This window comes from Microvirga sp. GN3 (assembly GCF_055792825.1).
The window spans coordinates 1-21,805 of the sequence record NZ_JBVVAK010000064.1; the positions used below are offsets into that span (position 1 = coordinate 1).

General features: G+C 62.8%; 22 protein-coding genes. 17 read left to right on the forward strand and 5 right to left on the reverse strand.

The window, feature by feature from the left end; translation table 11 throughout:
- Positions 1-557: 557 nt before the first annotated feature.
- Positions 558-2,591 carry a peptidoglycan DD-metalloendopeptidase family protein gene (locus tag ACS5Q1_RS26055; protein ID WP_473100901.1) on the forward strand — a complete coding sequence of 678 codons (2,034 nt, stop codon included), beginning with the start codon at positions 558-560 and terminating at the stop codon, positions 2,589-2,591.
- A 5-nt stretch (positions 2,592-2,596) separates the two neighbouring features.
- Positions 2,597-3,514 carry an AEC family transporter gene (locus ACS5Q1_RS26060; RefSeq protein WP_473100902.1) on the forward strand — a complete coding sequence of 306 codons (918 nt, stop codon included), beginning with the start codon at positions 2,597-2,599 and terminating at the stop codon, positions 3,512-3,514.
- Here ACS5Q1_RS26060 and gluQRS read toward each other — a convergent pair.
- The gene (gluQRS, locus tag ACS5Q1_RS26065) at positions 3,493-4,389 is read right to left on the reverse strand and encodes a tRNA glutamyl-Q(34) synthetase GluQRS (protein WP_473100903.1); all 897 of its coding nucleotides are present in this window, start codon (positions 4,387-4,389) and stop codon (positions 3,493-3,495) included. The genes ACS5Q1_RS26060 and gluQRS overlap by 22 nt on opposite strands.
- Before the next feature lie 32 nt (positions 4,390-4,421).
- Here gluQRS and ACS5Q1_RS26070 point away from each other — a divergent pair, with 32 nt between their 5' ends.
- Positions 4,422-5,066, forward strand: coding sequence for a DNA-3-methyladenine glycosylase family protein (locus tag ACS5Q1_RS26070; RefSeq protein WP_473100904.1), 645 nt, complete (start codon positions 4,422-4,424; stop codon positions 5,064-5,066).
- Positions 5,063-5,746, forward strand: coding sequence for an alpha/beta hydrolase (locus tag ACS5Q1_RS26075; protein WP_473100906.1), 684 nt, complete (start codon positions 5,063-5,065; stop codon positions 5,744-5,746). Before ACS5Q1_RS26070 ends, ACS5Q1_RS26075 begins: the two co-directional genes overlap by 4 nt.
- On the opposite strand, the gene ACS5Q1_RS26080 is transcribed toward ACS5Q1_RS26075, so the two are convergent.
- Both ACS5Q1_RS26080 and ACS5Q1_RS26085 read right to left on the reverse strand, forming a co-directional pair.
- Entirely contained in the window at positions 5,743-6,513 is a 771-nt protein-coding gene (locus ACS5Q1_RS26080) for an HpcH/HpaI aldolase family protein (RefSeq protein WP_473100907.1), read from the reverse strand. The genes ACS5Q1_RS26075 and ACS5Q1_RS26080 overlap by 4 nt on opposite strands.
- Before the next feature lie 63 nt (positions 6,514-6,576).
- Positions 6,577-6,900: a DUF1476 domain-containing protein gene (locus ACS5Q1_RS26085; protein ID WP_473100908.1), complete on the reverse strand. Its 324-nt coding sequence runs from the start codon at positions 6,898-6,900 to the stop codon at positions 6,577-6,579.
- Between the two features lie 241 nt (positions 6,901-7,141).
- Between ACS5Q1_RS26085 and purC the strand changes: the two genes are divergently transcribed.
- The 8 genes from purC to ACS5Q1_RS26125 all read left to right on the forward strand — a co-directional run bounded on the left by purC (position 7,142) and on the right by ACS5Q1_RS26125 (position 13,124).
- Positions 7,142-7,936 (forward strand): phosphoribosylaminoimidazolesuccinocarboxamide synthase, encoded by a 795-nt coding sequence (gene purC / locus ACS5Q1_RS26090; protein WP_203441244.1) that lies wholly within the window; start codon positions 7,142-7,144, stop codon positions 7,934-7,936.
- 102 nt (positions 7,937-8,038) lie between these two features.
- On the forward strand, positions 8,039-8,578 hold the full coding sequence (locus ACS5Q1_RS26095) for a hypothetical protein (RefSeq protein WP_473100909.1): 540 nt from the start codon (positions 8,039-8,041) through the stop codon (positions 8,576-8,578).
- Between the two features lie 234 nt (positions 8,579-8,812).
- Entirely contained in the window at positions 8,813-9,052 is a 240-nt protein-coding gene (gene purS / locus ACS5Q1_RS26100) for a phosphoribosylformylglycinamidine synthase subunit PurS (RefSeq protein WP_203441246.1), read from the forward strand.
- Between the two features lie 7 nt (positions 9,053-9,059).
- On the forward strand, positions 9,060-9,758 hold the full coding sequence (purQ, locus tag ACS5Q1_RS26105; RefSeq protein WP_473100910.1) for a phosphoribosylformylglycinamidine synthase subunit PurQ: 699 nt from the start codon (positions 9,060-9,062) through the stop codon (positions 9,756-9,758).
- A gap of 21 nt (positions 9,759-9,779) precedes the next feature.
- Positions 9,780-11,990 (forward strand): phosphoribosylformylglycinamidine synthase subunit PurL, encoded by a 2,211-nt coding sequence (gene purL, locus ACS5Q1_RS26110; RefSeq protein WP_473100911.1) that lies wholly within the window; start codon positions 9,780-9,782, stop codon positions 11,988-11,990.
- Positions 11,991-12,002: 12 nt separating this feature from the next.
- Positions 12,003-12,239 carry a BolA family protein gene (locus ACS5Q1_RS26115; RefSeq protein ID WP_203441249.1) on the forward strand — a complete coding sequence of 79 codons (237 nt, stop codon included), beginning with the start codon at positions 12,003-12,005 and terminating at the stop codon, positions 12,237-12,239.
- A gap of 44 nt (positions 12,240-12,283) precedes the next feature.
- A complete protein-coding gene (gene grxD / locus ACS5Q1_RS26120) occupies positions 12,284-12,619 on the forward strand; it encodes a Grx4 family monothiol glutaredoxin (RefSeq protein ID WP_473100912.1) in 336 nt (111 codons plus the stop codon).
- Between the two features lie 187 nt (positions 12,620-12,806).
- The gene (locus ACS5Q1_RS26125; protein ID WP_473100913.1) at positions 12,807-13,124 is read left to right on the forward strand and encodes a hypothetical protein; all 318 of its coding nucleotides are present in this window, start codon (positions 12,807-12,809) and stop codon (positions 13,122-13,124) included.
- Here the strand turns inward: ACS5Q1_RS26125 and tlpA are convergent.
- Complete coding sequence (gene tlpA / locus ACS5Q1_RS26130; protein ID WP_473100914.1) at positions 13,121-13,768, reverse strand: thiol:disulfide interchange protein TlpA; 648 nt, start codon at positions 13,766-13,768, stop codon at positions 13,121-13,123. The genes ACS5Q1_RS26125 and tlpA overlap by 4 nt on opposite strands.
- A 169-nt stretch (positions 13,769-13,937) precedes the next feature.
- Between tlpA and lptM the strand changes: the two genes are divergently transcribed.
- Both lptM and lysA read left to right on the forward strand, forming a co-directional pair.
- Entirely contained in the window at positions 13,938-14,186 is a 249-nt protein-coding gene (gene lptM, locus ACS5Q1_RS26135; protein ID WP_473100915.1) for an LPS translocon maturation chaperone LptM, read from the forward strand.
- A 9-nt stretch (positions 14,187-14,195) separates the two neighbouring features.
- The gene (gene lysA, locus ACS5Q1_RS26140) at positions 14,196-15,464 is read left to right on the forward strand and encodes a diaminopimelate decarboxylase (protein WP_473100916.1); all 1,269 of its coding nucleotides are present in this window, start codon (positions 14,196-14,198) and stop codon (positions 15,462-15,464) included.
- Between the two features lie 90 nt (positions 15,465-15,554).
- Here the strand turns inward: lysA and ACS5Q1_RS26145 are convergent, their stop codons facing one another.
- Positions 15,555-17,822, reverse strand: a complete 2,268-nt coding sequence (locus ACS5Q1_RS26145; protein ID WP_473100917.1) for a M10 family metallopeptidase C-terminal domain-containing protein — start codon at positions 17,820-17,822, stop codon at positions 15,555-15,557.
- 250 nt (positions 17,823-18,072) lie between these two features.
- On the opposite strand from ACS5Q1_RS26145, the gene ACS5Q1_RS26150 reads away from it, so the two are divergent.
- The 3 genes from ACS5Q1_RS26150 (at position 18,073) to ACS5Q1_RS26160 (ending at position 21,687) form a co-directional block, all read left to right on the forward strand.
- Positions 18,073-20,670, forward strand: coding sequence for a TIGR02302 family protein (locus ACS5Q1_RS26150; protein WP_473100918.1), 2,598 nt, complete (start codon positions 18,073-18,075; stop codon positions 20,668-20,670).
- A 74-nt stretch (positions 20,671-20,744) separates the two neighbouring features.
- Positions 20,745-20,936: a twin transmembrane helix small protein gene (locus tag ACS5Q1_RS26155; protein ID WP_473100919.1), complete on the forward strand. Its 192-nt coding sequence runs from the start codon at positions 20,745-20,747 to the stop codon at positions 20,934-20,936.
- A gap of 298 nt (positions 20,937-21,234) precedes the next feature.
- A complete protein-coding gene (locus ACS5Q1_RS26160; RefSeq protein ID WP_473100920.1) occupies positions 21,235-21,687 on the forward strand; it encodes an acyloxyacyl hydrolase in 453 nt (150 codons plus the stop codon).
- Positions 21,688-21,805 lie beyond the last annotated feature (118 nt).

Consider the following 21,805-nt stretch of genomic DNA (forward strand, 5'->3'; position numbering starts at 1 on the left):
TGCCACTGAAGCGGTGTACTCACCAAAGCATAGAACAGGTCGATATTCTCACGATCGTTCATCGAACGATCCGCAAGGACACCGCCGCCTACGCTTCTCTTCTCTCTTCACTTGTCAAAGAACACGACATCTTGCGATGTCACCGATAAAAACAGACCCCCGCAGAACAGCTTTTGTTCCCGACCGAAGTCGGGCCCAGCAGCCCGGTTTCTGAGGAAGATCTGGGCGCCGTTCGCGTCAGCGGCGGCGTCGATGGGCGGTATATAGGCCGAACCCCTTTCTCCTGTCAACGTGCTTGTGAAAGTTTTTTGACAGAGCTTCGAATTCCGCGGCCGGGGCGCCCTGCCGCACAGGTTTTTTTGCTCCTGCCTCACTGCGGACACAGTGCAGCATGAAGCAGGGCCGCGGGAGGCCCTTCTTTCCCCGAACCTCTTCTCCCGGAGAGTTGGCGTGCCGACCAAGCTTATCTATTGGCCTGTGCGGTTGCCGTCTCTTGTGCTAGATGGCCTCTGGTGTCTTTGACAGCAACCCACCCGCATCGACACCAGACAGAGATCATGAGCCACCCTCCTTCCGACGACAGCCATGCCAGAGGTTCCCGAAAGGCGGCCTCGCATCTGTCGTCCGGCATCGATCTCGGACACGAGCCACCGCTAAACACCAATGGCGGCGCGGCCCCGGAGGTCGACAAATGGGAGGTGAACCTGCGCTGGCTCGGCGCCAGCGTCTTGACCGGCGTCACGGGCGCGGCCCTGATCGGCGCTTCCATCTATATCGCCCTTGAAGGCGCGACGACATCTGCCCTCCCCCCGGAGCGGGCGGCTCTCAATGGCAGGGCTCCTTCAGGAACCGACGAGGAGCGCAGTTCGAACGTGGCCCGCAAGGCCGACCGGCTCAACATGACGGAGCACACGTCCTCCGCGCGCCAGAGTTTCAAGGCGCCGATGACGATCCGCAGCGGCGAGCGCGAGGCCATCAAGGTTCGCAACTTCGTGCGCGTCGCCACGAACCTCTCCCTGACCGCCGGCACCTATGCGGCCGATATTCCGCCCTTCAATCCCCTGCGCCTGTTCGCCGAGGGAATGGACGAGCAGCGGGTCGAGCCGACGCCGGAGATCGCCGATGCGGACGTGTCCGTCCTCCGGCGCGACCTTGCCATGGTGGCCATCGCGGCGACCGCTCCCTCCCTGACGGATAGTGATGTGGTCGCGATCCTGGAGGAGGAACGGCGGGTCTTCAACGAGGCGGGGCGTCGAGCCTCCGTGCCGATCCCGGCCCAGCAGATGCTGTCGCGGACCCTGCGGCAGCCGGAAGGGTTGGGTGACGCCCTGGGCTATGCCCGCGTCGTCGATGCGCCCTTCAGCACGATCGAGGTTCGAGTCGTGCCCGAGAACGTGACCGATCTTCCCAAGGTCGAGCAGAAGGCCATGGCGCCCCTCGTCGAAGAGCGCGATGTCGTTCTCAAAAAGGGGGAAACCCTCGAGACGACCTTACGCAGCTATGGGGGCACGCCCGAGCAGATCGCCGCGATCACATCGGCTTTGGCCGCCCGCATCAAGGTCGAGGGCCTGACCGAAGGCCAGAGGCTCCGCATTCTCATAGCCCCCGGCCCCCGCCTCGGAGATCCTCGGCAGATTGTGCGTGTAATCACGTTCGGAGAGCGGGGTATCGAAGGTATTGCAGCCACAAACGACCGCGGCGTCTTCGTGTCCGTCACGCCGCCCGCCGATGAGACGAACCGGCAGGTGGCCGAAACCTCTGAAGAGGAGGAAGACGACGGCCGCGGCGGTGTGAGGCTCTATGAGAGCCTCTACGAGACGGCCCTCAAGAACGAGCTGCCCCGCCAGACCGTGTCCGAGCTGGTGCGCATCTTCGGCTACGATGTAGACTTCCAGCGCCGCGTCAGCCAAGGCGATTCCTTCGAGATCTTCTATGGCTCGGATGACGAGAATGGTGCGCCGGAGGTTCTCTATGCCTCACTGACGGTGGGCGGAGAGGCGCGGCGCGTCTACCGCTACCAAGGCGAGGATGGCGCGGTCGATTTCTTCGATGAATCGGGCCGTTCCCTCAAGAAATTCCTGATCCGCAAGCCCATCGCCGACGGCATCCTGCGCTCGGGCTTCGGCTCGCGCTTCCACCCGATCCTGGGCTATTCACGGCCCCATACCGGCGTCGATTGGGCCAACAGGGTCGGCACCCCCATCATCGCCGCCGGCAACGGCACGGTGATCAAGGCCGAGTGGGATTCCGGCTACGGCCGCCGGGTCGAACTTCAGCATACGAACGGCTATGTGACGGCCTATTCCCACATGTCCAGCTTTGCCAAGGGCATCGGCCCCGGCAAACGAATCCAGCAGGGCCAGGTCATCGGCTATGTGGGCAATTCCGGCCTCTCGACCGGACCTCACCTCCATTACGAGGTGATCATCAATGGCAGCTTCGTCGATCCTCTCAAGATCCGCCTGCCGCGCGGAAAAGAGCTCGAGGGCCGCGGATTGGTCGATTTCAAGCGCCAGCGCGAGCAGGTCGACGAGCTGATGTCTCACAGCGTTGCTTCCGCTGCTCTCTCCCAGCGCGCGGAGTTGCGATAGAGCATATGCTTGAGCTTTTCGCGATTGTGCTGCCGGTCTTCGGCTTGATCGGCATCGGCTATGTCGCGCGCCAGACGGGCCTCATTTCCGAGAAAGCCGGAGAGGGTCTGTCCGAATTCGTCTTCACCCTGTCTCTGCCCTGCCTGATCTTCCGCACCCTCGTCCGCGCCGAGATCCCGGACGTCCAGCCCTGGGGCTACTGGATCTCCTACTTTATCGGCGTGGCCGTGGTCTGGCTTCTAGCCATGGTGATCGGCCGGCGCTTCTTCGGAATCAAGGGCATTTCCGGTGTCGTCGCTGGCTTCTCGGCGGGTCAGGCGAACACGGTCTTCGTCGGCGTCCCGATGATCCTCAAGGCCTACGGGAACGAGGGGGCCGTCCCGCTCTTTCTTCTGATCGCGGTCCATCTCCCCATCACGATGACCCTCGCGACGATCCTGGCCGAAGGGCGCCAGGCCTCGCCGCTCGTCGTCCTGCGCCGCCTCTTCACCCATCCCATCGTCGTCGGAATCCTGGCCGGGTCCGCCTGCCGCCCGATCGCATCTTACGTGCCAGCCCCGGCTTGGCAGGTGATGGACCTGCTGGCGAGCGCTGCCGTGCCCTGTGCTCTCATCTCCATGGGCATTGCTCTGCGCCGCTACGGCCTGCAGATGGGCTGGAAGCTGCCGACCGTGATCTCGTTCCTCAAGCTCGTACTGCATCCCCTGATCGTGCTGCTGTTGGCAACGTATGTCTTCGATATGCCGCCGGTCTGGGCCGGGGTCGCGGTGCTCTTCGCCTCCTGCCCGTCGGGCATCAACGCCTATCTCTTTGCCGAGCGCTATGGGGAGGGCGTGGCTCTCGCCTCCAGCGCTATCACCCTGTCGACCTTCCTCGCCTTGGGCACGACCCTGGTCTGGCTCTACGTGCTGGGCGTCGGCTGAGGCCCAAACCCGAGCCTCCGCCAAATCGCCTGAGGCGTCGCACCCTCCGCGCGCAACTCGGTCAGGGATCGTGACTGACGGCTCTTCGCCAGCTTGTCGCCCGCCGGATCGAGCACGAGCCCATGGTGGTGATAGCGAGGTGTCGGCAGGTCCAGCAGGGCCTGGAGCAACACGTGAAGATCGGTCGCAGCTTCGAGATCCTGGCCGCGGACCACATGGGTGACACCCTGGAGGGCATCGTCCACTACAACGGAGAGGTGATAGCTGGTCGGCGTTTCCTTGCGCACGATCACCGCATCACCCCAGCGCCAGGGATCCGCATTGACGGCTTCCTCTCGGCCTTCGCGGTCGAACCTTCGGAAACGATAGGGCCCCGGCGCAAGCTTTTTCAGAGCCACCATGTCGAGACGCCAGGCATACGGCTCGCCAGCAACGATCCGGTGACTAGCTTCCTCATTGGGCATGGTCCGGCAGATGCCGGGATAGAGCGGTGCGCCGTCGGGATCGCGGGGCCATTCCCGACCGCTCTCCGTCTCCCGGCAGGCAATGGCCTCTGCGATGTCCTTGCGTGTGCAGAAACATGGATAAACCACTCCCCTCCCCTTCAGTCTCAGGAAGGCGGCGTGGTAATCCGCGAAGTGTTCCGATTGCCGCCGCACCGGTACTTCCCAGTGCAGGCCGAGCCAGGCGAGGTCGTCATAGATGGCGGTCTCGAATTCCGGCCGGCACCGTGTGGTATCGATGTCCTCGATGCGCAGGAGGAAGCGCCCCTGAAGGCGGAGCGCGAAATCGGCGTTGAGCAGGGCGGAATAGGCATGGCCCAGATGGAGCCGCCCATTGGGGCTGGGAGCGAATCGAAAAACCGGCTTCGTCACGGGAGCCTGCGAGACAAAAGGAACGTGAAGGAATGGCCACCCTCCTCGAAACGGATGCGGTTCTCAAGAGGGGCGTGAGCGAGTTGGCGCTGGCCGATCCCGTGATGGCGAACTTGGCCGCGAGCGGGGTCACGCCGCAGCTGCGCAGGCGGCCCCCGGGCTTTGAGGGCTTGGCCTGGATCGTCATCGGCCAGCAGGTTTCCACCGCCAGCGCGACCGCCATCTGGAACCGCCTGCGACAGATCCTCGAACCTCCGACGCCGGATGTCCTTCTCCGACTCTCCGACGAGGACCTTCGGTCGGCCGGGCTCTCCGCCGGGAAGGTCAGGACCCTGCGGGCCGTAGCGACGGAGATCGTCGAAGGCAGGCTTCCCCTCGACGAATTGCGGAATCATGGCGCCGAGGAGGCCCACAATCTCCTCACACGGGTGAAGGGGATTGGTCCCTGGACGGCCGACGTCTACCTGCTGTTCTGCCTCGGCCATCCGGATGCCTTTCCGAGCGGTGACCTGGCCGTACAGGAGGCGGCCCGCCTCGCCTATGGGCTGGAGCAGCGACCGGACGCCAAGGCCTTGAACGCTCTGGCTGAGAACTGGCGCCCCTGGCGAGGCGTGGCCGCCAAGATGCTCTGGGCCTATTACCGTGTAATCAAATCGCGGGAGGGCGCACCTGGATGACGGCTTCCATCGATGGCCCGCGCCTTGCTCCGAAATCCGGGACGGCCAAGCAGCTCGTCGTTCTTCTTCACGGCCTGGGAGCGGACGGGAACGATCTGATCGAGCTTGGCGAGCAATGGCATGACTGGCTGCCGGATGCCACCTTCGTGGCACCTCATGCGCCCGATCCCTGCAGCAATGTGCCCATGGGGCGGGAGTGGTTTCCGCTTACCCTGACCGACCCGCGCGAATTCTGGCGCGGCGTGATCTATGCAGCCCCTCAACTCGACGCCTTTCTGGATCGGGAACTCGCCCGGCATTCCCTACCGGCATCGAAGCTCGCTCTCGTCGGCTTCAGCCAGGGCGCCATGATGGCGCTCCATGTCGGCCTACGTCGGCAGGCTGCTCCGGCCGCCATCGTCGGCTATTCGGGCCTGCTGGTGCTGGAGGACGGGCAGGGGCCGGAGAGCCTTAAAGAGACACGATCGAAGCCCCCGATCCTCTTGGTCCATGGGGACCGGGACGACGTGGTCCCAGTCGAGATGTTCTTTATCTCGAAAGAGACTTTGAGCGCGGCTGAGATCCCCTTCCAATGGCACCTCTCGGTCGGCCTCGGCCATGGGATCGACGAAGAGGGCCTCAGGCAGGGAGGCCTGTTTCTGGCTCAGGCCTTCGGTCTCCCTTGCCGCGACGCCATCTAGGCCCGTGCGGCCGCCAGGGCAGCGTGAGCTCCGGCTCTGAGCATCGAGATGTCGCTGCCGATGGAAACCATGTGGAAGCCCTTCCGGACGAGTTCAGAAGCCCGTGCTCCTGATACGGCATAGATGGCCGCGACCTTGCCCGCGGCCTTCGCCCGGGCGAGCGCATGGTCCAGAGCCTTCTCGACCTCGGCGCCGGTAGGATTGAGGCCTTTTCCGCCCGAGAGGGCGATCGAAAGATCCGAGGGACCGATGAAGATTCCATCGATCCCCGGCACGGCCAGGATGTCGTCGATGATGGCGAGAGCCTCGCGGGTCTCCACCATGGCGAAGGAGGCCGTCAGCTTGTTGGCCTGCTGCAGATACTCGTCCGGCCCCATCCCGGAGAGAGAAAGCGCCCCATAAGCACCCCAGCTGCGCTCGCCGACGGGCGGGAACTTCATGAACCCGGCGAAGCGCCTGGCGTCCTCGATGGTATTGATCATGGGGGCGATCACGCCCGAGACGCCGGCATCCAGGAAGCGTGAGGCGGAGGCGAAATCCCCCACGGGAATACGAACCAGGGCCGGCTTTCCCGCAGCGGCGACCAACGGCACCGCCTGCAGCGCGGCGGCAAAGTCGATCGAGCCGTGCTGCATGTCCAGCACGACGGCATCGAACGCCTCACGGGCCAGGATCCCTGGCACGGTGGAATCCGGCATGCCGCACCAGGCTGTCAGCAGAGGAGAACCGGCTTTCAGCCGCTCGGGAAAGGATGGATGGGTCGGCATGATGCCCTTTCGACAGGCTTTCTGAATTTACCCTGGAGGTGTGCGGCAGCTGAAGACGGGCCGTTAGCGGCCCGCTTTGACTTCCTCGATCGCGCGCTCGGTCATCTGGACGAGCTTGGCGGTCAGCTCGGTCTCGCCTGCCGATTGGCCGGCGGCCTCGAGGTCCTTGCTGACCTTGCGGAGAACGTCGGCATCGCCCGCTTCTTCGAAATCAGCCAGAACGACGCTCTTGGCATAGCTCTCCGCGTCTTCCCCGGTCTTGCCCAGGCGCTCGGCGACCCAGAGCCCGAACAGCTTGTTGCGGCGGGCGGTCGCCTTGAAGCGCAGATCCTCATCGTGGGCGAACTGCTTCTCGAAGGCGTTCCTGCGGTCGTCGAAAGCGGTCATCTGATCTTTCTCCCTTAAGCTTGGTCCTTCATGCGATATAAGGGCGCACTCGCGCGGATACCAGACGCTCCCCATCTTAAGGTCGGTATTTGACCAGGCTGCGATCCTGCGCCCCGCTCCTCCGCGTTGTGCTTGCCCGAGGGATCGGATAGGTTGCCCCTTCAAGCGGAGCGCCGGTGAAAAGCCGCGCTTAACGCCAGCCGCGGATCTAAAAAATGAACATCCCCAGGAGCCACGGCAAATGGATTTTCTCAAACCACGGTACACGCCTATGAATCGTCGCCGTCGCATCTATGAGGGCAAGGCGAAGGTCCTCTATGAGGGCCCGGAACCCGGTACGCTCATCCAGCACTTCAAGGATGACGCGACCGCCTTCAATGCCAAGAAGCATGAAGTGATCGACGGCAAGGGCGTGCTCAACAATCGGATCTCCGAATACCTCTTCCAGCATCTGAACGAGATCGGCATCCCGACCCACTTCATCCGCCGCCTGAACATGCGCGAGCAGCTGATTCGCGAGGTGGAGATCATTCCGCTCGAGGTGGTGGTACGGAACGTGGCGGCGGGGTCCCTCGCCACCCGTCTGGGCATCGAGGAAGGCACGCAGCTGCCCCGCTCGATCATCGAATTCTATTACAAGAACGACGCCCTGAACGACCCGATGGTGTCGGAGGAGCACATCACCGCCTTCGGCTGGGCCTCGCCCCAGGAGATCGACGACATCATGGCGCTCGCCATCCGGGTCAACGACTTCCTCTCCGGCCTCTTCCTCGGCGTCGGCATCCGCCTTGTCGACTTCAAGCTGGAGACGGGCCGTCTCTGGGAGGGCGAGATGATGCGCATCGTCGTGGCTGACGAGATTTCCCCGGATTCCTGCCGTCTCTGGGACATCAAGTCCAAGGACAAGCTCGACAAGGACCGGTTCCGCCGGGACATGGGCGGGCTGGTCGAGGCATACACAGAGGTTGCCCGCCGCCTTGGCATCCTGTCCGAGAACGAGAACCCGGTCACGGGCGGCCCACGCCTCGTGCAGTAAGGCCCTGCGCTTTAACGATATGAAAGCCCGGCCCCGTGCCGGGCTTTTCTTTGGAACGGGCGGCTATTCCCCTCCCCTCGGTTTCCTGCATAGATTGGCCCCATGCCCGTCCGCCCGTTGTGTATCAGCTTTCTGATCCTGGCCCTCGCCCTGTCCGTTGCCAGCTGCGGCTACATTCCCCGGCAGGTCGCGGGCCTGCCGACAGACACGTCCTGGGACGCCTTGCCCTTACGCAAATGGCTGGCCGAGGACCGGTCCGACCCGGTCGCCCTGTCCTTCTGCGCCCCGCCCGTATGCGGTCCGGGCCTCGCGGTGAGTGTCATTCGTCTGACGGGCAAGGATGCAGAGATCACGGACGCCCTTCTGAAGGATCCGGAGCGATTAGCTCGCGCCCTGCGCTCGCCCGCGGGCCGCGAGAGGCCGGTGAAGACCCTCATCACGGTCGAACGCCTACGGGCAGGCCCCTATCCGGGTTTCGCCATCGATCTCGCCCCGGCCGACGGCAGCAAGCGCCCGGCCTATGGCGCCGCCTTCGGCAAGCGCGAAGGAGAAGCGCTAACGGTCGTTCTTGCGATCGGTGAAAACGCGGACGTTGTGAAGGACACCGCCCGTCAGGTCACTGCCCGTGAATTGGGCACATAATGCTTGCCGCACGATCTTGCGGTGAACCCGCCTCCACTTCACCGGATCGTGCTCTCAGCGCATCTGCGGAAAAGTGGCCCCGGTTTTCCGCTCAAACAATGCGCTGCCTAAAGGATTGAGCATCGGATAGATCCCAAAAGTGCAAAATCACTTTTGGGTCCGATGCTCTGCCCGTTGTCTCTTGCGCTTAATGGCTTTATGGCGTTGGGCACATCTTAACAGCCCGAGGCCCCCATGAAAGCGCGTGTCACCGTGACCCTCAAGAACGGCGTTCTCGACCCCCAAGGCAAGGCCATCGAAGGCGCCCTCAAGTCGCTCGGAGTCGAGGGCATCGACGGTGTGCGCCAAGGCAAGGTTTTCGACATCGAGCTCGGAACCGCCGACAAGGCCAAGGCCGAAGCCGCCCTCAAGGCCGCCTGCGAGAAGCTTCTCGCGAATACCGTCATCGAGAATTATCGCGTCGAGATTGCGTGAGGCTTCCATGAAATCCGCCGTCATCGTCTTCCCCGGCTCCAATCGCGAAGGCGATATGGTGCGGGCTCTCAAGCTGGCCGGCTCCGACGCCCAGAAGGTGTGGCACGCCGAAACCGAACTGCCGAAGGGCACCGATCTTGTGGTGCTTCCCGGAGGCTTCTCCTATGGCGACTATCTGCGCTGCGGTGCGATCGCAGGCCGCGCAACGATCATGGATGCAGTTCGCGCTCATGCGGCGCGGGGCGGCCTCGTGCTCGGCGTCTGCAACGGCTTCCAGATCCTGTGCGAGGCAGGCCTCCTTCCCGGCATCCTGATGCGCAATGCCAACCTGAAATTCATCTGCCATCGCCAGTTCCTGCGGGTCGAGCGCAACGACACCGCCTTCACCCGCAACTATGCCAAGGGCCAAGCCATCGATGTCTGCGTGGCGCATGGCGAGGGCAATTACACGGCCGATGAAGAGACGCTGAAGCGGCTTGAGGGCGAAGGGCTGGTGGCTTTCCGCTATTCCGACGCGCAAGGCCACATTACGCAGGACGCCAATCGCAACGGCTCCATGAACGCGATTGCGGGCATCTATTCCGACAAGCTCAACGTGCTCGGCATGATGCCCCATCCGGAAAACCTGGTCGAGAACCTCGTGGGCGGCACCGACGGGCGCGGCCTGTTCGAGAGCCTCGTGTCGTCCTTCCCCCGCGCCGCCTGATTTCGAAAGCACGAGACACCGATGATCCGCAACGACGTCGCCATCACCCCGGAGCTGGTCAAGGAGCACGGGCTGAAACCCGATGAATACGAGCGCTTCGTGAACCTGATCGGCCGCGAGCCGACCATCACCGAGCTCGGCATCGTCTCGGCCATGTGGAACGAGCATTGCTCGTACAAATCCTCGCGCATTCACCTGCGCGGCCTGCCCACCAAGGCGCCCTGGGTGATCCAGGGGCCGGGCGAGAACGCAGGCGTGATCGATATCGGCGATGGGCTGGCCTGCATCTTCAAGATGGAAAGCCACAACCACCCGTCCTTCATCGAACCCTATCAGGGCGCAGCGACGGGTGTCGGCGGCATTCTTCGCGATGTGTTCACCATGGGCGCGCGTCCCATCGCGTCGCTTAACTTCCTGCGTTTCGGCGAGCCGGACCACCCGAAGACCCCGCACCTCGTCTCGGGCGTGGTCGCCGGCATCGGCGGCTACGGCAATTCCTTCGGCGTCCCGACGGTTGGTGGCAGCGTCGGCTTCGACAAGCGCTACAACGGCAACATCCTCGTCAACGCCATGGCGGTCGGTCTCGCCCGCACCAATGAGATCTTCTACGCCAAAGCCACCGGCGTCGGAAACCCGATCGTCTATCTCGGCTCCAAGACCGGCCGCGACGGCATCCATGGCGCGACCATGGCCTCGGCCGAGTTCGACGATGCGTCCGAGGAGAAGCGCCCCACCGTGCAGGTCGGCGACCCCTTCGCCGAAAAGCTGCTGCTGGAAGCCTGCCTCGAACTCATGAAGTCCGGCGCCGTCATCGCGATCCAGGATATGGGCGCTGCCGGCCTCACCAGCTCCGCGGTCGAGATGGGCGCGAAGGGCAATCTCGGCATCGAGCTCGACCTCGACAAGGTGCCCTGCCGCGAGGAGGGCATGACGGCCTACGAGATGATGCTGTCCGAGAGCCAGGAGCGCATGCTCATGGTGCTCAAGCCCGGCATGGAGAAGGAGGCCGAGGCCATCTTCCACAAATGGGGCCTAGATTTCGCCGTCATCGGCAAGACCACCGATACCCTGCGCTTCGTGATCAAGCACGGGGGTGAGGTAAAAGCGGATCTGCCGATCAAGGAACTGGGCGACGAAGCTCCTCTCTATGACCGTCCCTGGGTGGAAAGCCCCAGGCAGCCCGTGATCGCACCGGACGGCGTGAGGGCTCCGATGTCCGAGGCCGAGGCGCTCCTGAAGCTCGTCGGCTCGCCGGACCAGAGCTCCAAGCGCTGGGTCTGGGAGCAGTATGATCACCTGATCCTCGGCAACACGGTCCAGACACCGGGCGGCGACGCTGCCATCGTGCGCATCGAGGATGGGCCCAAGGGCCTCGCGCTCACCACCGACGTGACACCGCGCTATTGCGAGGCCGATCCCTTCGAGGGCGGCAAACAGGCGGTGGCGGAAGCTTGGCGCAACATCACGGCCGTGGGCGGCCTGCCGCTGGCGATTACTGACAATCTCAACTTCGCCAGCCCCGAGCGGCCTGAATCCATGGGCCAGTTCGTCGGCTGCATGAAGGGCATTGGCGAGGCCTGCAAGGTGCTCGACTTCCCCGTCGTGTCCGGCAACGTCTCGCTCTACAACGAGACCAACGGCCAGGGCATCCTGCCGACCCCCGCCATCGGCGGCGTCGGCCTGATCGACGACGTGACGGTCAACGCCTCCATCGCCTTCAAGCGCGAGGGCGACGCGATCATCCTCATCGGCGCGACGGAAGGCTGGCTTGGCCAGTCGATTTATCTGCGCGATGTCTGCGGCCGTGAGGAAGGCGCTCCGCCGCCGGTCGATCTGACGCAAGAAAAGCGCAACGGCGATTTCGTGCGCCAGCTCATCCGCTCGGGACAGGTGGACACCGTGCACGACCTCTCGGACGGCGGCATCGCGCTGGCTCTCGCCGAGATGGCCATGGCCGGCAATGTGGGCGCCGAGATCACGGCTTTCCCTGAGGGTCTGCCGCTCCATGCCTTCCTCTTCGGCGAGGATCAGGCCCGTTACCTCATCGCCGTCGACGAGGACGTGGCCGCCGACATCCTCTACGAGGCGGGCGCCATCGGCATTCCGGCCGTGACGCTCGGGCTGACCGGGGGCGATGCGTTGATTCTGCCGGGTCGGCAGGCCATATCCGTGAAGCAATTGAAGGCAGCGCACGAAGCCTGGCTGCCGGACTACATGACCGGCAAGTCCTGAGGAGTTTGATTCATGCCAATGAATGCCCACGATATCGAGAGCATGATCAAAGCCGCGCTGCCGGATGCAGTGGTCGAGATCAAGGATCTGGCCGGCGACGGCGATCATTATGCCGCCACCGTCACCTCCTCGGCCTTCAAGGGGAAATCACGGGTTCAGCAGCACCAGATGGTCTATGCAGCGCTGCAAGGACGCATGGGTGGCGTGCTTCATGCCCTTGCATTAACGACTCTGGCACCCGACAATTGAGACACAAACCCGGCGCCTTGACCGTCGGGATGAAGGAGAATTCCATGGCTGATGCCAACCAGATCATCGACAACGAAGTGAAGTCCAACGACGTCGTGCTGTTCATGAAGGGCACGCCGCAATTCCCCATGTGCGGGTTCTCGGGCCAGGTGGTCCAGATCCTCAACTATCTCGGCGTGCCCTACAAGGGCGTCAACGTGCTCGAGGACGAGACCATCCGCCAGGGCATCAAGGACTATTCCAACTGGCCGACCATTCCCCAGCTCTATGTGAAGGGCGAGTTCGTCGGCGGCTGCGACATCACCCGCGAGATGTTCCAGTCCGGCGAATTGCAGCAGCTCTTCGCCGACAAGGGCATCCAGGTTCAGCAGAGCGCCTGAGAGCTTTTTGACTGAAGAGATTGCGGCGGGGCCTATGCCCCGCCTTTTCCATTTGAGCCTCCGCTACAGGGGCGTCTTATGTCGCATTCCTTAAACGGCTCAGTTTCCGGCACAATGAAGTGTGCTGAACACAACAGAAAAGCCGCTCACCACAGAATAATAAGGAGCGGTGAGAAGGGGCTGTCCCATGATCGAACCGGAAACCAACATCGTCGCCTTCAAGCCGCGTAAGGCCGTGACGCATCATCCCAAGAGCCTCATGGAGCGGATCTATGCCGCTGGCTCGCTGTCCATCCGGGCGGATGACCGGGCCACCAAGATGGCGGCCGTGATGCTGCAGGCGCTGGGATTCCTGGTGATCGAGGAGATCCTGGCCGACGGCACTCCGCGCCGGTTTCAGCGTGGTGAAGCCCGTCAGGCCATGGACCGGCCCTGGCGGCTCTCGAAGCCGGCTTTCAACGGAACGATCGGCGTCCCGGACGGCGGCGGAGCGTTTCCGGCTTAGGACCGACCCAAAGCCGCTTTCATGAAGGTGACGGCATCGGGCGAGGCCCATTCGGCGGGCCCCTTCAGCAGGGCGATCTCGCAGCCCGACGCATCGACCACAAAGGTGGTCGGCAGGCCCACCACATGGCCGGATTTCTGCAGCACCTGCAGCAGCTTGCCCTCCGGATCCGCGTGATAGGCCAGATTCCTGATGCCGTTCTCCTGCAACCAAGCCTTGGGCTTCTCGCGGTTGCGAGTATCGACATTGATCGCGACGACCTGGAAATCGGAGCCGCCCAGCTCCGCCTGGAGCTTGTCGAGGGCCGGCATCTCCTCCCGGCACGGCACGCACCAAGTCGCCCAGAGATTGACCAGGATCGTCTTGCCCTTGAAGTCGGTGAGAGTCATCGGCTGGCCCTCAGGACCCGCGAATGAAATCACCGGAGGCGGCTTGGGAGCGCTGCTCACGCCAACGGCGGCCACCTCGCCCTTGGCCAGCGGCTTCAGGCGCTCGGCTGTGGGCTTCGAGGAACGACATTCCGCAACACCAGCGGCCATGGGATCGCGAGGCGCGAGGCCGTACCAGGCCGCGCCGGCCCCCACGAGAACAATGGCCGCGAGGCCAACCAGCCAGCTTTTCCGGGATTTCACTGCGTTCGACATGGCCCGTGATGTGGCGCTTTTCGGCTTAAGCCTCAAGCCCTGAATACGGAAGCGCGGCCGTCCGCCCCATCACGAAAGCGTTGGAAGCGGAGCCTGTTGCAATCCACACCTTGCCTCTCGCCTCCGTCGCCTCTTCTCGCTATGGTGCGGCCACGTTTCGGAGCTTGTAATGTCGTCCAGCCTGACTTTCCCCCGCGCAGTCCTCGTTGCGGGCCTTCTCGTTCTAGGTCTGAGCGCCTGCGGCCGTCGCGGCGCGCTCGAACCGCCGCCGGATGCATCGGCGCAGGCGGCCGAGACCCAGACGCAGACCCCGACGAGCGACTCCACCCTGCCCTCTCCGGTCGGCACGCCCCGCCCCAGGCCTAGCCAGGGCTACACGATTCCGAACAAGCCCTTTATTCTCGATCCGTTGCTTTAGGCTTCTTCGATGCACCATTTCGCTTATCGTGACGGCGTCCTCCACGCGGAGGGCGTCGATCTGCGCCGCCTCGCCGATGAGGTCGGCACCCCGTTCTATTGCTATTCGTCAGCTACGCTGGAACGGCATTACAAAGTCTTCTCCGAGGCCTTCGCCGACACGGATGCCCTCGTCTGCTACGCCATGAAGGCGAATTCCAATCAGGCGGTGCTCAAGACGCTCGGCCGCCTCGGGGCCGGCATGGACATCGTGTCCGAGGGCGAGCTGCGCCGCGCGCTGGCGGCCGGCGTTCCCGGCGAGCGCATCGTCTTCTCCGGTGTCGGCAAGACGAAGGCCGAAATGGCCTTCGCACTCGAGAGTGGCATTCTCTGCTTTAACGTGGAATCGGAGCCGGAGCTCGAAGCGCTCTCCGAAGTCGCGATCTCCAAGGGCATGCGCGCTCCCATCTCGATCCGCATCAACCCCGATGTGGACGCCAAGACCCATGCCAAGATCTCGACCGGCAAGTCCGAGAACAAGTTCGGCATCCCCATCGCCCGCGCCCGCGAGGTCTATGCGCGTGCCGCCGCGCTCAAGGGCATCGAGGTCACGGGCGTCGACATGCATATCGGCAGCCAGATCACGGATCTTGCTCCTTACGACAACGCGACCGCACTTCTCGCCGAGCTCGCCCGCGACCTGATGGCCGACGGACACAAGCTGCATCACATCGATCTCGGCGGCGGCCTTGGCGTGCCCTATCGCGAGGACAACGAGCCCCTGCCCGATCCGCAGGCCTATGCGGCGATCATCAAGCGCCACACCAAGGATCTGGGCCTCAAGCTCGTGTTCGAGATGGGCCGCATGATCGCCGGGAATGCCGGCGTGCTCATCGCCCGGGTGATCTATGTGAAGCAGGGCGCCGACAAACCCTTCGTGATCGTCGATGCTGCGATGAACGATCTCATCCGCCCGACGCTCTACGAGGCCCATCACGACATCAAGCCGGTCGTCGCGGCGTCTCCCGACACGCCGCGCATCGTCGCCGACGTGGTCGGTCCCGTCTGCGAGACCGGCGATTACCTCGCCCTCTCCCGTGACATGCCGCAGGTCAAAGTCGGCGACCTCATCGCCATCATGACGGCCGGTGCCTATGGCGCCGTCCAGGCCAACACTTACAACACGCGCCTGCTCGTGCCCGAAGTGCTCGTGCGTGGCGACGATCATGCGGTGGTGCGCCCGCGCCCGAGCTACGATGAGCTCATCGGGCTCGATAAGATTCCGGGTTGGTTGGGCTGAAGGCAGACCCGATCACCAGATACACCTGCTGCACAAACGAAAAACCCGGCATTTTATCCGCCGGGTTTTTCCGTTGGCGACGATTTCTATCTAGATCACGAAGAACTCGGTGGACTTCATGACAAGGCCCTTCTTCAGCAGGGCAATTTCGACGGCCGCCTTCGAGCCTGAACCGTCGACATCGTAGGAGAGATAGCCGGTCTTCTTGTTGTAGATCAGGTAATCGTCCTTGTCCTTGGCCTTGTCCCCCACCCGGAAGAACGACTTTTTGAGCGCGGCAGGCGAGGCCGCGGAACCGGACTTGCCGAGCTTCGTGAGCACCTTGTTCTCCAGCCAGATCGAGTCGTCGTTCACGTTGTAATCCCAGACGACGTCGAGGTTGGTCTTCTTGTTCGGCTTGGAGTCGAAGACGAAGATGTCCCGTCCGGCTTCGCCTTTCAGGACGTCCCTGCCCGAACCGCCATAGAGCCAGTCATCGCCTGCGCCGCCGGACAACCGATCGTTGCCGGCCAGCCCTTTCACGATGTCGCTCCCGGACGCACCCTTCAGGTTGTCATTACGCTTCGTTCCCGTGACTGTATCGACGAGATCGATCAGATCGATCGCGAGGCTCTTGGAGAATTCATTAGCGCCGTCGGACACCGTCACGCGCGGGAAGCGATGGGAGCCATTCTCGTAATCGAGCGTCACGCCTTCGACGACAATGACGTTGTAGCCGCCTCTGCCGTCGGCGACGAGATCGAATATTTCCGTACTCTCATCCGCCAGGGTGTAGGTGATGTCATCGCCATCGTCGTCCGTCCCCGTAAGCCTGCCGACGACCGTCCCACCGCCGGCACCCTCGGTCACGCTCGCGGGAGCAAAGGTTACGACTGGAGGCTCATTGACATCGATGATCTCGAGTTGGAGGACTTCAGGCACCGGGTCCTCGTTGAGTTCGCCGGACACGAACACTTCGAGGGAATGGTGGCCGTTGTTCTCATAGTTGAGGACGGCACCCTCACGCAGCACGATGTTCGTGTGGCCGGTGCTTGCGTCCTGAACGAGCCGAAACAGATGCGCACTGGCACCCGCCAGTCTATAGCCGATCTCGTCGCCCTCCGGATCCATTGCGAGGATCGTGCCGACGATGGCTCCTGCCGGTGCATTTTCCCGGACGGGGCGGGCAGTCACGTCGAATATCGGAGGTTGATTGTCCTCGATTGCCAGGTCGTATTCCGCAGTCTCCGTATTAGAGCCATCGGAGATTGTGACCGCGAAGCTGTGGTGCTTCTCATTGTCATAATCGAGAACGACGCCTTCCTTGACTACGACGTTCCAGGTGTCGTCATCGATCTTCACGATTTCGAACACATCCGCGCTTTCGGATGACAAAGTGAAGTCAATATCACCGCCTTCAGCATCGGTCGCCGTGAAGGTGGCAACCACAGTGCCGCCCCTTGCACCCTCGACAACGTCCCTAGCCTCGAAGGTCACGGTCGGCGGTTCGTTTTCGAAGGAAAGGTCGCAGGTCTCCTCCACCGTATTGACCCCGTCGAAAACCGAAACGGTGAAACCGCGGTGATTGGGATCGTCGTAGTTCAGTGTCACGCCATCTCTGACGATGACATTGCCATTGGCATCGATACGGAACAGAGCCGCGCTGTCGCCCAACAGGGTATAGATGATGTCATCGCCCTCATCGTCTGTGATCACCAACGCGCCAACGGTTGTGCCGCTCTCGACAGTCTTGCCGAGTTCAATGGCATCCCAGGAGATTACGGGCTCCTGATTCTCCACAATGTTGAGATCGAAGGTATCGGAAAATGTATTGGTACCATCGGAGATCTGGACCGAGATGCTGAGATGCGACGGATTGTCGAGATCGAGCGTCACGCCCTCGCGGACCACAACATTGCCATTGGCATCGATGTTGAACAGAGCGGCGCTATTGCCCAGGAGAGTATATGAAACCAAGTTCGATTCAGGATCGGACGACGTCAGCGTGCCGATGATCGTATCCGCCCCTGCACCCTCGGGAACATCCAATGGTTCGAACAACACCTCAGGCGCTTCGTTCACATCGGTAACCACAATATTTACCGAAAGTGGGGTGACGGATGTTCCCTGATCGCCGCTCGAGTGAATGGTCAGTGCGTATTGTCCTGGGCCGCCTTCGAAATCGAACTCCGCTTCTGCCTTCACGACGAGTTCGTAGATGCCATCCTCGTCCTGATCGACGATCTCGAAGCGCGGATCGTCCAGCGTGAAGGTAAATGTCTCGCCCTCCGCACCGCCGTCGATGCTCAGGGTCCCAACATTGTCGCCCGCAACTGCATCTTCCGGGATCGTGCTGGATGAAAGAGTGATCGTTGCCATATTTGCCCCAACGAAAATTGTTATGAAGTTGCAATTCTCATTTCATGTATCGATATAAAGTACCTTACGTCAAGGAAATTGATTGCCTGAACGGCATGGTCGTCCAAGGTGGCTCCAAATCGGTCATTGGTGCCCCCCTCACCTCTTCTTGAAGCTCCGCGCGCAATTGACCGCTGGTCACTGGACCCTTCCGTGCTAGCTTCCCGTTAGGGGGTTATCTGCACGTATCGTGCAGAGGGAGAGTTTTGGCATGAGCGACGGCCCGAACCCGACGCCTGGGCGCAGCCCGCTGAACCAACGGTTCGGGCGCCTAGTTGCTCATGCGCGCTGGTCCCTCTGGTGGGAGGAGGCCTGGCCCCGGCTCTGGCTGCCCTTCGCCATCGTCCTCTTGTTCTTCACCCTGTCCTGGCTCGGCCTCTGGCTCGACACTCCGCCCCTGTGGCGCACGATTGGCTTAGGCCTGTTCACGGCGGCCTTTCTGCTCTCGCTCTGGCCTCTTATCCGCCTGCGCATGCCCAGCCGGACGCGTGCCCTCGACCGGCTCGACCGGGAGACGGGTCTGAGTCACGGTCCGGCCCGCGTTCTCGACGATACGCTCGCCCTCGGCGCCACGGATCCCGGCACGAAGGCGCTCTGGGCGCTTCATCGCAAGCGCGCGGAAGAAGCCGTCAGCCGCATGCGCGTCGGACTGCCGCAGCCCAACATGGCGAGGCGCGACCGTTACGCCTTGCGGGCCGCAGGGTTACTCGCGCTTGTAACGAGTGCCTTCGTGGCGGGACCCGAGATCGGCTCACGGCTCGCCGCAGCCTTCGACTGGCGCAAGATCGAGACCGCCTCGCCGTCCTTCCGCATCGATGGCTGGATCGATCCGCCCCTTTATACCCGCACGCCTCCCCTCATGATCGATCTCGCACGCGGACAAAACTTACGCGCGCCGATCCACTCGACGGTCGTCGTCCGGATCGCAGGCGAAGGTAGTGCCGAGGTCAAGCCGGGCCGGGGCCTGACCCCTCTGCCCCCCAAGGCCAATCAGCGCGTCGATATGCGCGAGGAGCGCTACAAGCTCGACGGCTCCAGCGAATTGACGGTCAGTACGGGCTTCGCCAACAGCGTCACCCTCACCATCGAGGCCATTCCCGACCGATTGCCCGAGATCGCCTTCACCACGCCGCCCGAGGTCAATGCACGCGGCACCTTCACCTTGAGCTATAAGGGCAAGGACGACTATGGCATCGCCTCGCTCGAAGGCATCGTCGAGAAGGCCGACAACAGCAAGGGGCGCTCCCTCGTGCCCGCTCCCCAGCTGACTCTCGCCCTTCCGAGCCATGAGGAGAACGCTCCGGACACGCGCTCCCCGGTCGATCTCACGAACCATGCCTGGGCCGGCGCCCCGGTGACAATCCGGCTCAAGGCCAAGGACGAAGCAGGCCAGGAGGCCTTGAGCGAGACGATTACCTTCACCCTGCCGCAGCGTCCCTTCGCCAATCCCCTCGCCAAGGCCCTGGTCGAGCAGCGGCGCAATCTCGTGCTCGCTCCCGACGACCGCAAGCGCGTGCAGGTGGCGCTCGACGCGCTGCTGATCGCGCCGGAGGAATACACGCCGCAATGGGGCGTGTTCATGGGCCTGCGGGCCAGTGCGGAACGCCTGCGTGTCGCCAGGACGGACCAGGACCTGATCGAGGTGGCCGAGTGGCTCTGGGCCATGGCGCTCCAGATCGAGGACGGTGGTCTGTCCGATGCGGAGCGGGAGCTGCGTGCGGCTCAGGAGCGCCTGAAGGAAGCCATGGACCGGGGTGCGACGGATGACGAGATCCGGAGGCTGATGGACGAGCTGCGGCAGGCGATGGACAAGTTCCTGCGCGAATTCGCCCAGCGCATGCAGCAGAACCAACAGTCGCAGGATCAGAACCAGCGCACGCCTCCGGACAGGATCATCTCGCAGGACGACCTCAACCGCATGCTGCGCCAGATGGAGGAGGCCATGCGCCGCGGCGACATGGCCGAGGCCCAGCGCCTTCTCGATCAGCTGCGCAACATCCTCGAGAACCTGCAGACCGCTCAGCCCAACAACCGCATGACCGATCCGCTCGGGCGCGAGATGAACCAGGCCATGCAGGATCTGGAGGACATGGCGCGCGAGCAGCAGAACCTGCGTGACGAGACGTTCCGCGACGGCCAGAACCGGCGCATGCAGCAGGGCGATCGCCCCCGCCAAGGCCAGAGGCAGCAGGGCCAGCGCCAACAAAGGCAGCGTCAACAGGGCCAGCAAGGCCAGCAGGGCGAGGGTCAGGAGCAGGCTGAAAACGGCCAGGGAGGCCAAGATCAGGATCCCTTGGGCTTGAAGCAGCGGCAGCAGGCTCTGCGGGAAAGGCTGGAAGAGCTGCAGCGGCGGATGCAGGGCATGGGCATGCAGGGCGAGCAGGGCCTCAGCGATGCCGAACAGGCCATGCGCGAGGCCGAAGGCGCGCTCGGCCAAGGTCAGGACGGACCTGCCGTCGATGCTCAAGGGAGAGCACTGGAAAACCTTCGTCGCGGCATGCAGGGCATGGCGCAGCAAATGCAGCAGATGCAGCAGGGCGACGGCCAGGGGAACGAACAGGCGGGTGACCAGCCGGGCCAAGGCAATCCGCAGGGCAATCAGCAGACGGGGCAGCGCGACACAGATCCTCTGGGGCGGCCCACACGGAATCGGGACTATTCCGATGGGCGCGTGGAGGTGCCGAGCGCCAACCAATCCCCGGCCCAACGCGCGCAACGGATCTTGGAGGAATTGCGGCGCAAGCTGGGCGACCCCAGCCGGCCGCAGGAAGAGCTCGATTATTTCGAGCGGCTGCTGCGCCGGAACTGAGGCTAAGGTAAACGGCCTCTTGCCTCGCCGTCGGGTTCGGGCCACGGTCGCCCGAACTTTTTGATGGAATCAAGATGACGAGTTTTGTCGATTTGCTTGTGCCGATTGCGGTAGTTGCCGTCGCCTTCGTGCTGCTTTTGGGCCTGATCAACATGCTGCGTGGCGGCAATGCCAATCGGTCGCAGCACCTCATGAGATTGCGCGTCCTGCTTCAATTTGTGGCGATCATCATCATCATGGGCGTCATCTGGTGGCGTGCCGTGTGACGTATGGAGATGTGCGAAAACGCCGCCACTTGTCCACATGACGCACGAGGCATCTCCTTATTGACACTTTTTCGCCACGGTTTGTATTAAGAGAACGTTAGCCATAACGGCATAGCCTGATGGCCTAAAGTTTTATTGAGTTACGGATCTCTTAATGCGCATCAGTCCAGCCATAGGCTTGAGCCTTTTGGTCCTATTCGTGGGATCGACAGGTGTCCTAGGCTCCGACTTCAAGCGGCAAGCGAATTCCTTCCAAGCTCCATCCCAACCAAATTTCCTGTCAGAATTCCGTTTTGGCTTGTCTGCTCAGGATCCCTGGGGTGCGGAAGGACGCGACGGCTCCGCCAATCTCACTGGCGAAATTCTTTTTGCAAAGCCGTTTACCGCCTCGGACCTTTTCACCAGCTATTTCATTCCCCGGCCGCATGTGGGCGGCAGCCTGAATTTCGATGACCGGACGAGTTTCGCTTATGCGGGCCTATCCTGGACCATCGACATCACGCCCAATGTCTTCGTCGAAGGCAGCTTCGGCGGCGCAATCCATAACGGCAAGGATTCCTCGCATCCCCTCTCCGACCGCCAAGTCCTCGGCTGCTCGCCGCTGTTTCGCGAATCGGGCTCGGTGGGCGTGCGGCTCTCCGCCAATTGGAGCGTGATGGCGACCGTCGAGCATCTGACCGATGGCGGAACCTGCTCGGACGAGAATAGAGGCTTGACGAATGTCGGCGCGCGGGTTGGGTATTCGTTCTAGCGCATCGTGCGGAAAAGTGGACCCGGTTTTCCGCACGATGCGCCACTTAAGGGATTGAGCATCGGATCGATCCCAAAAGTGCAAATCCACTTTTGGGTCCGATGCTCTAGCTGAATCC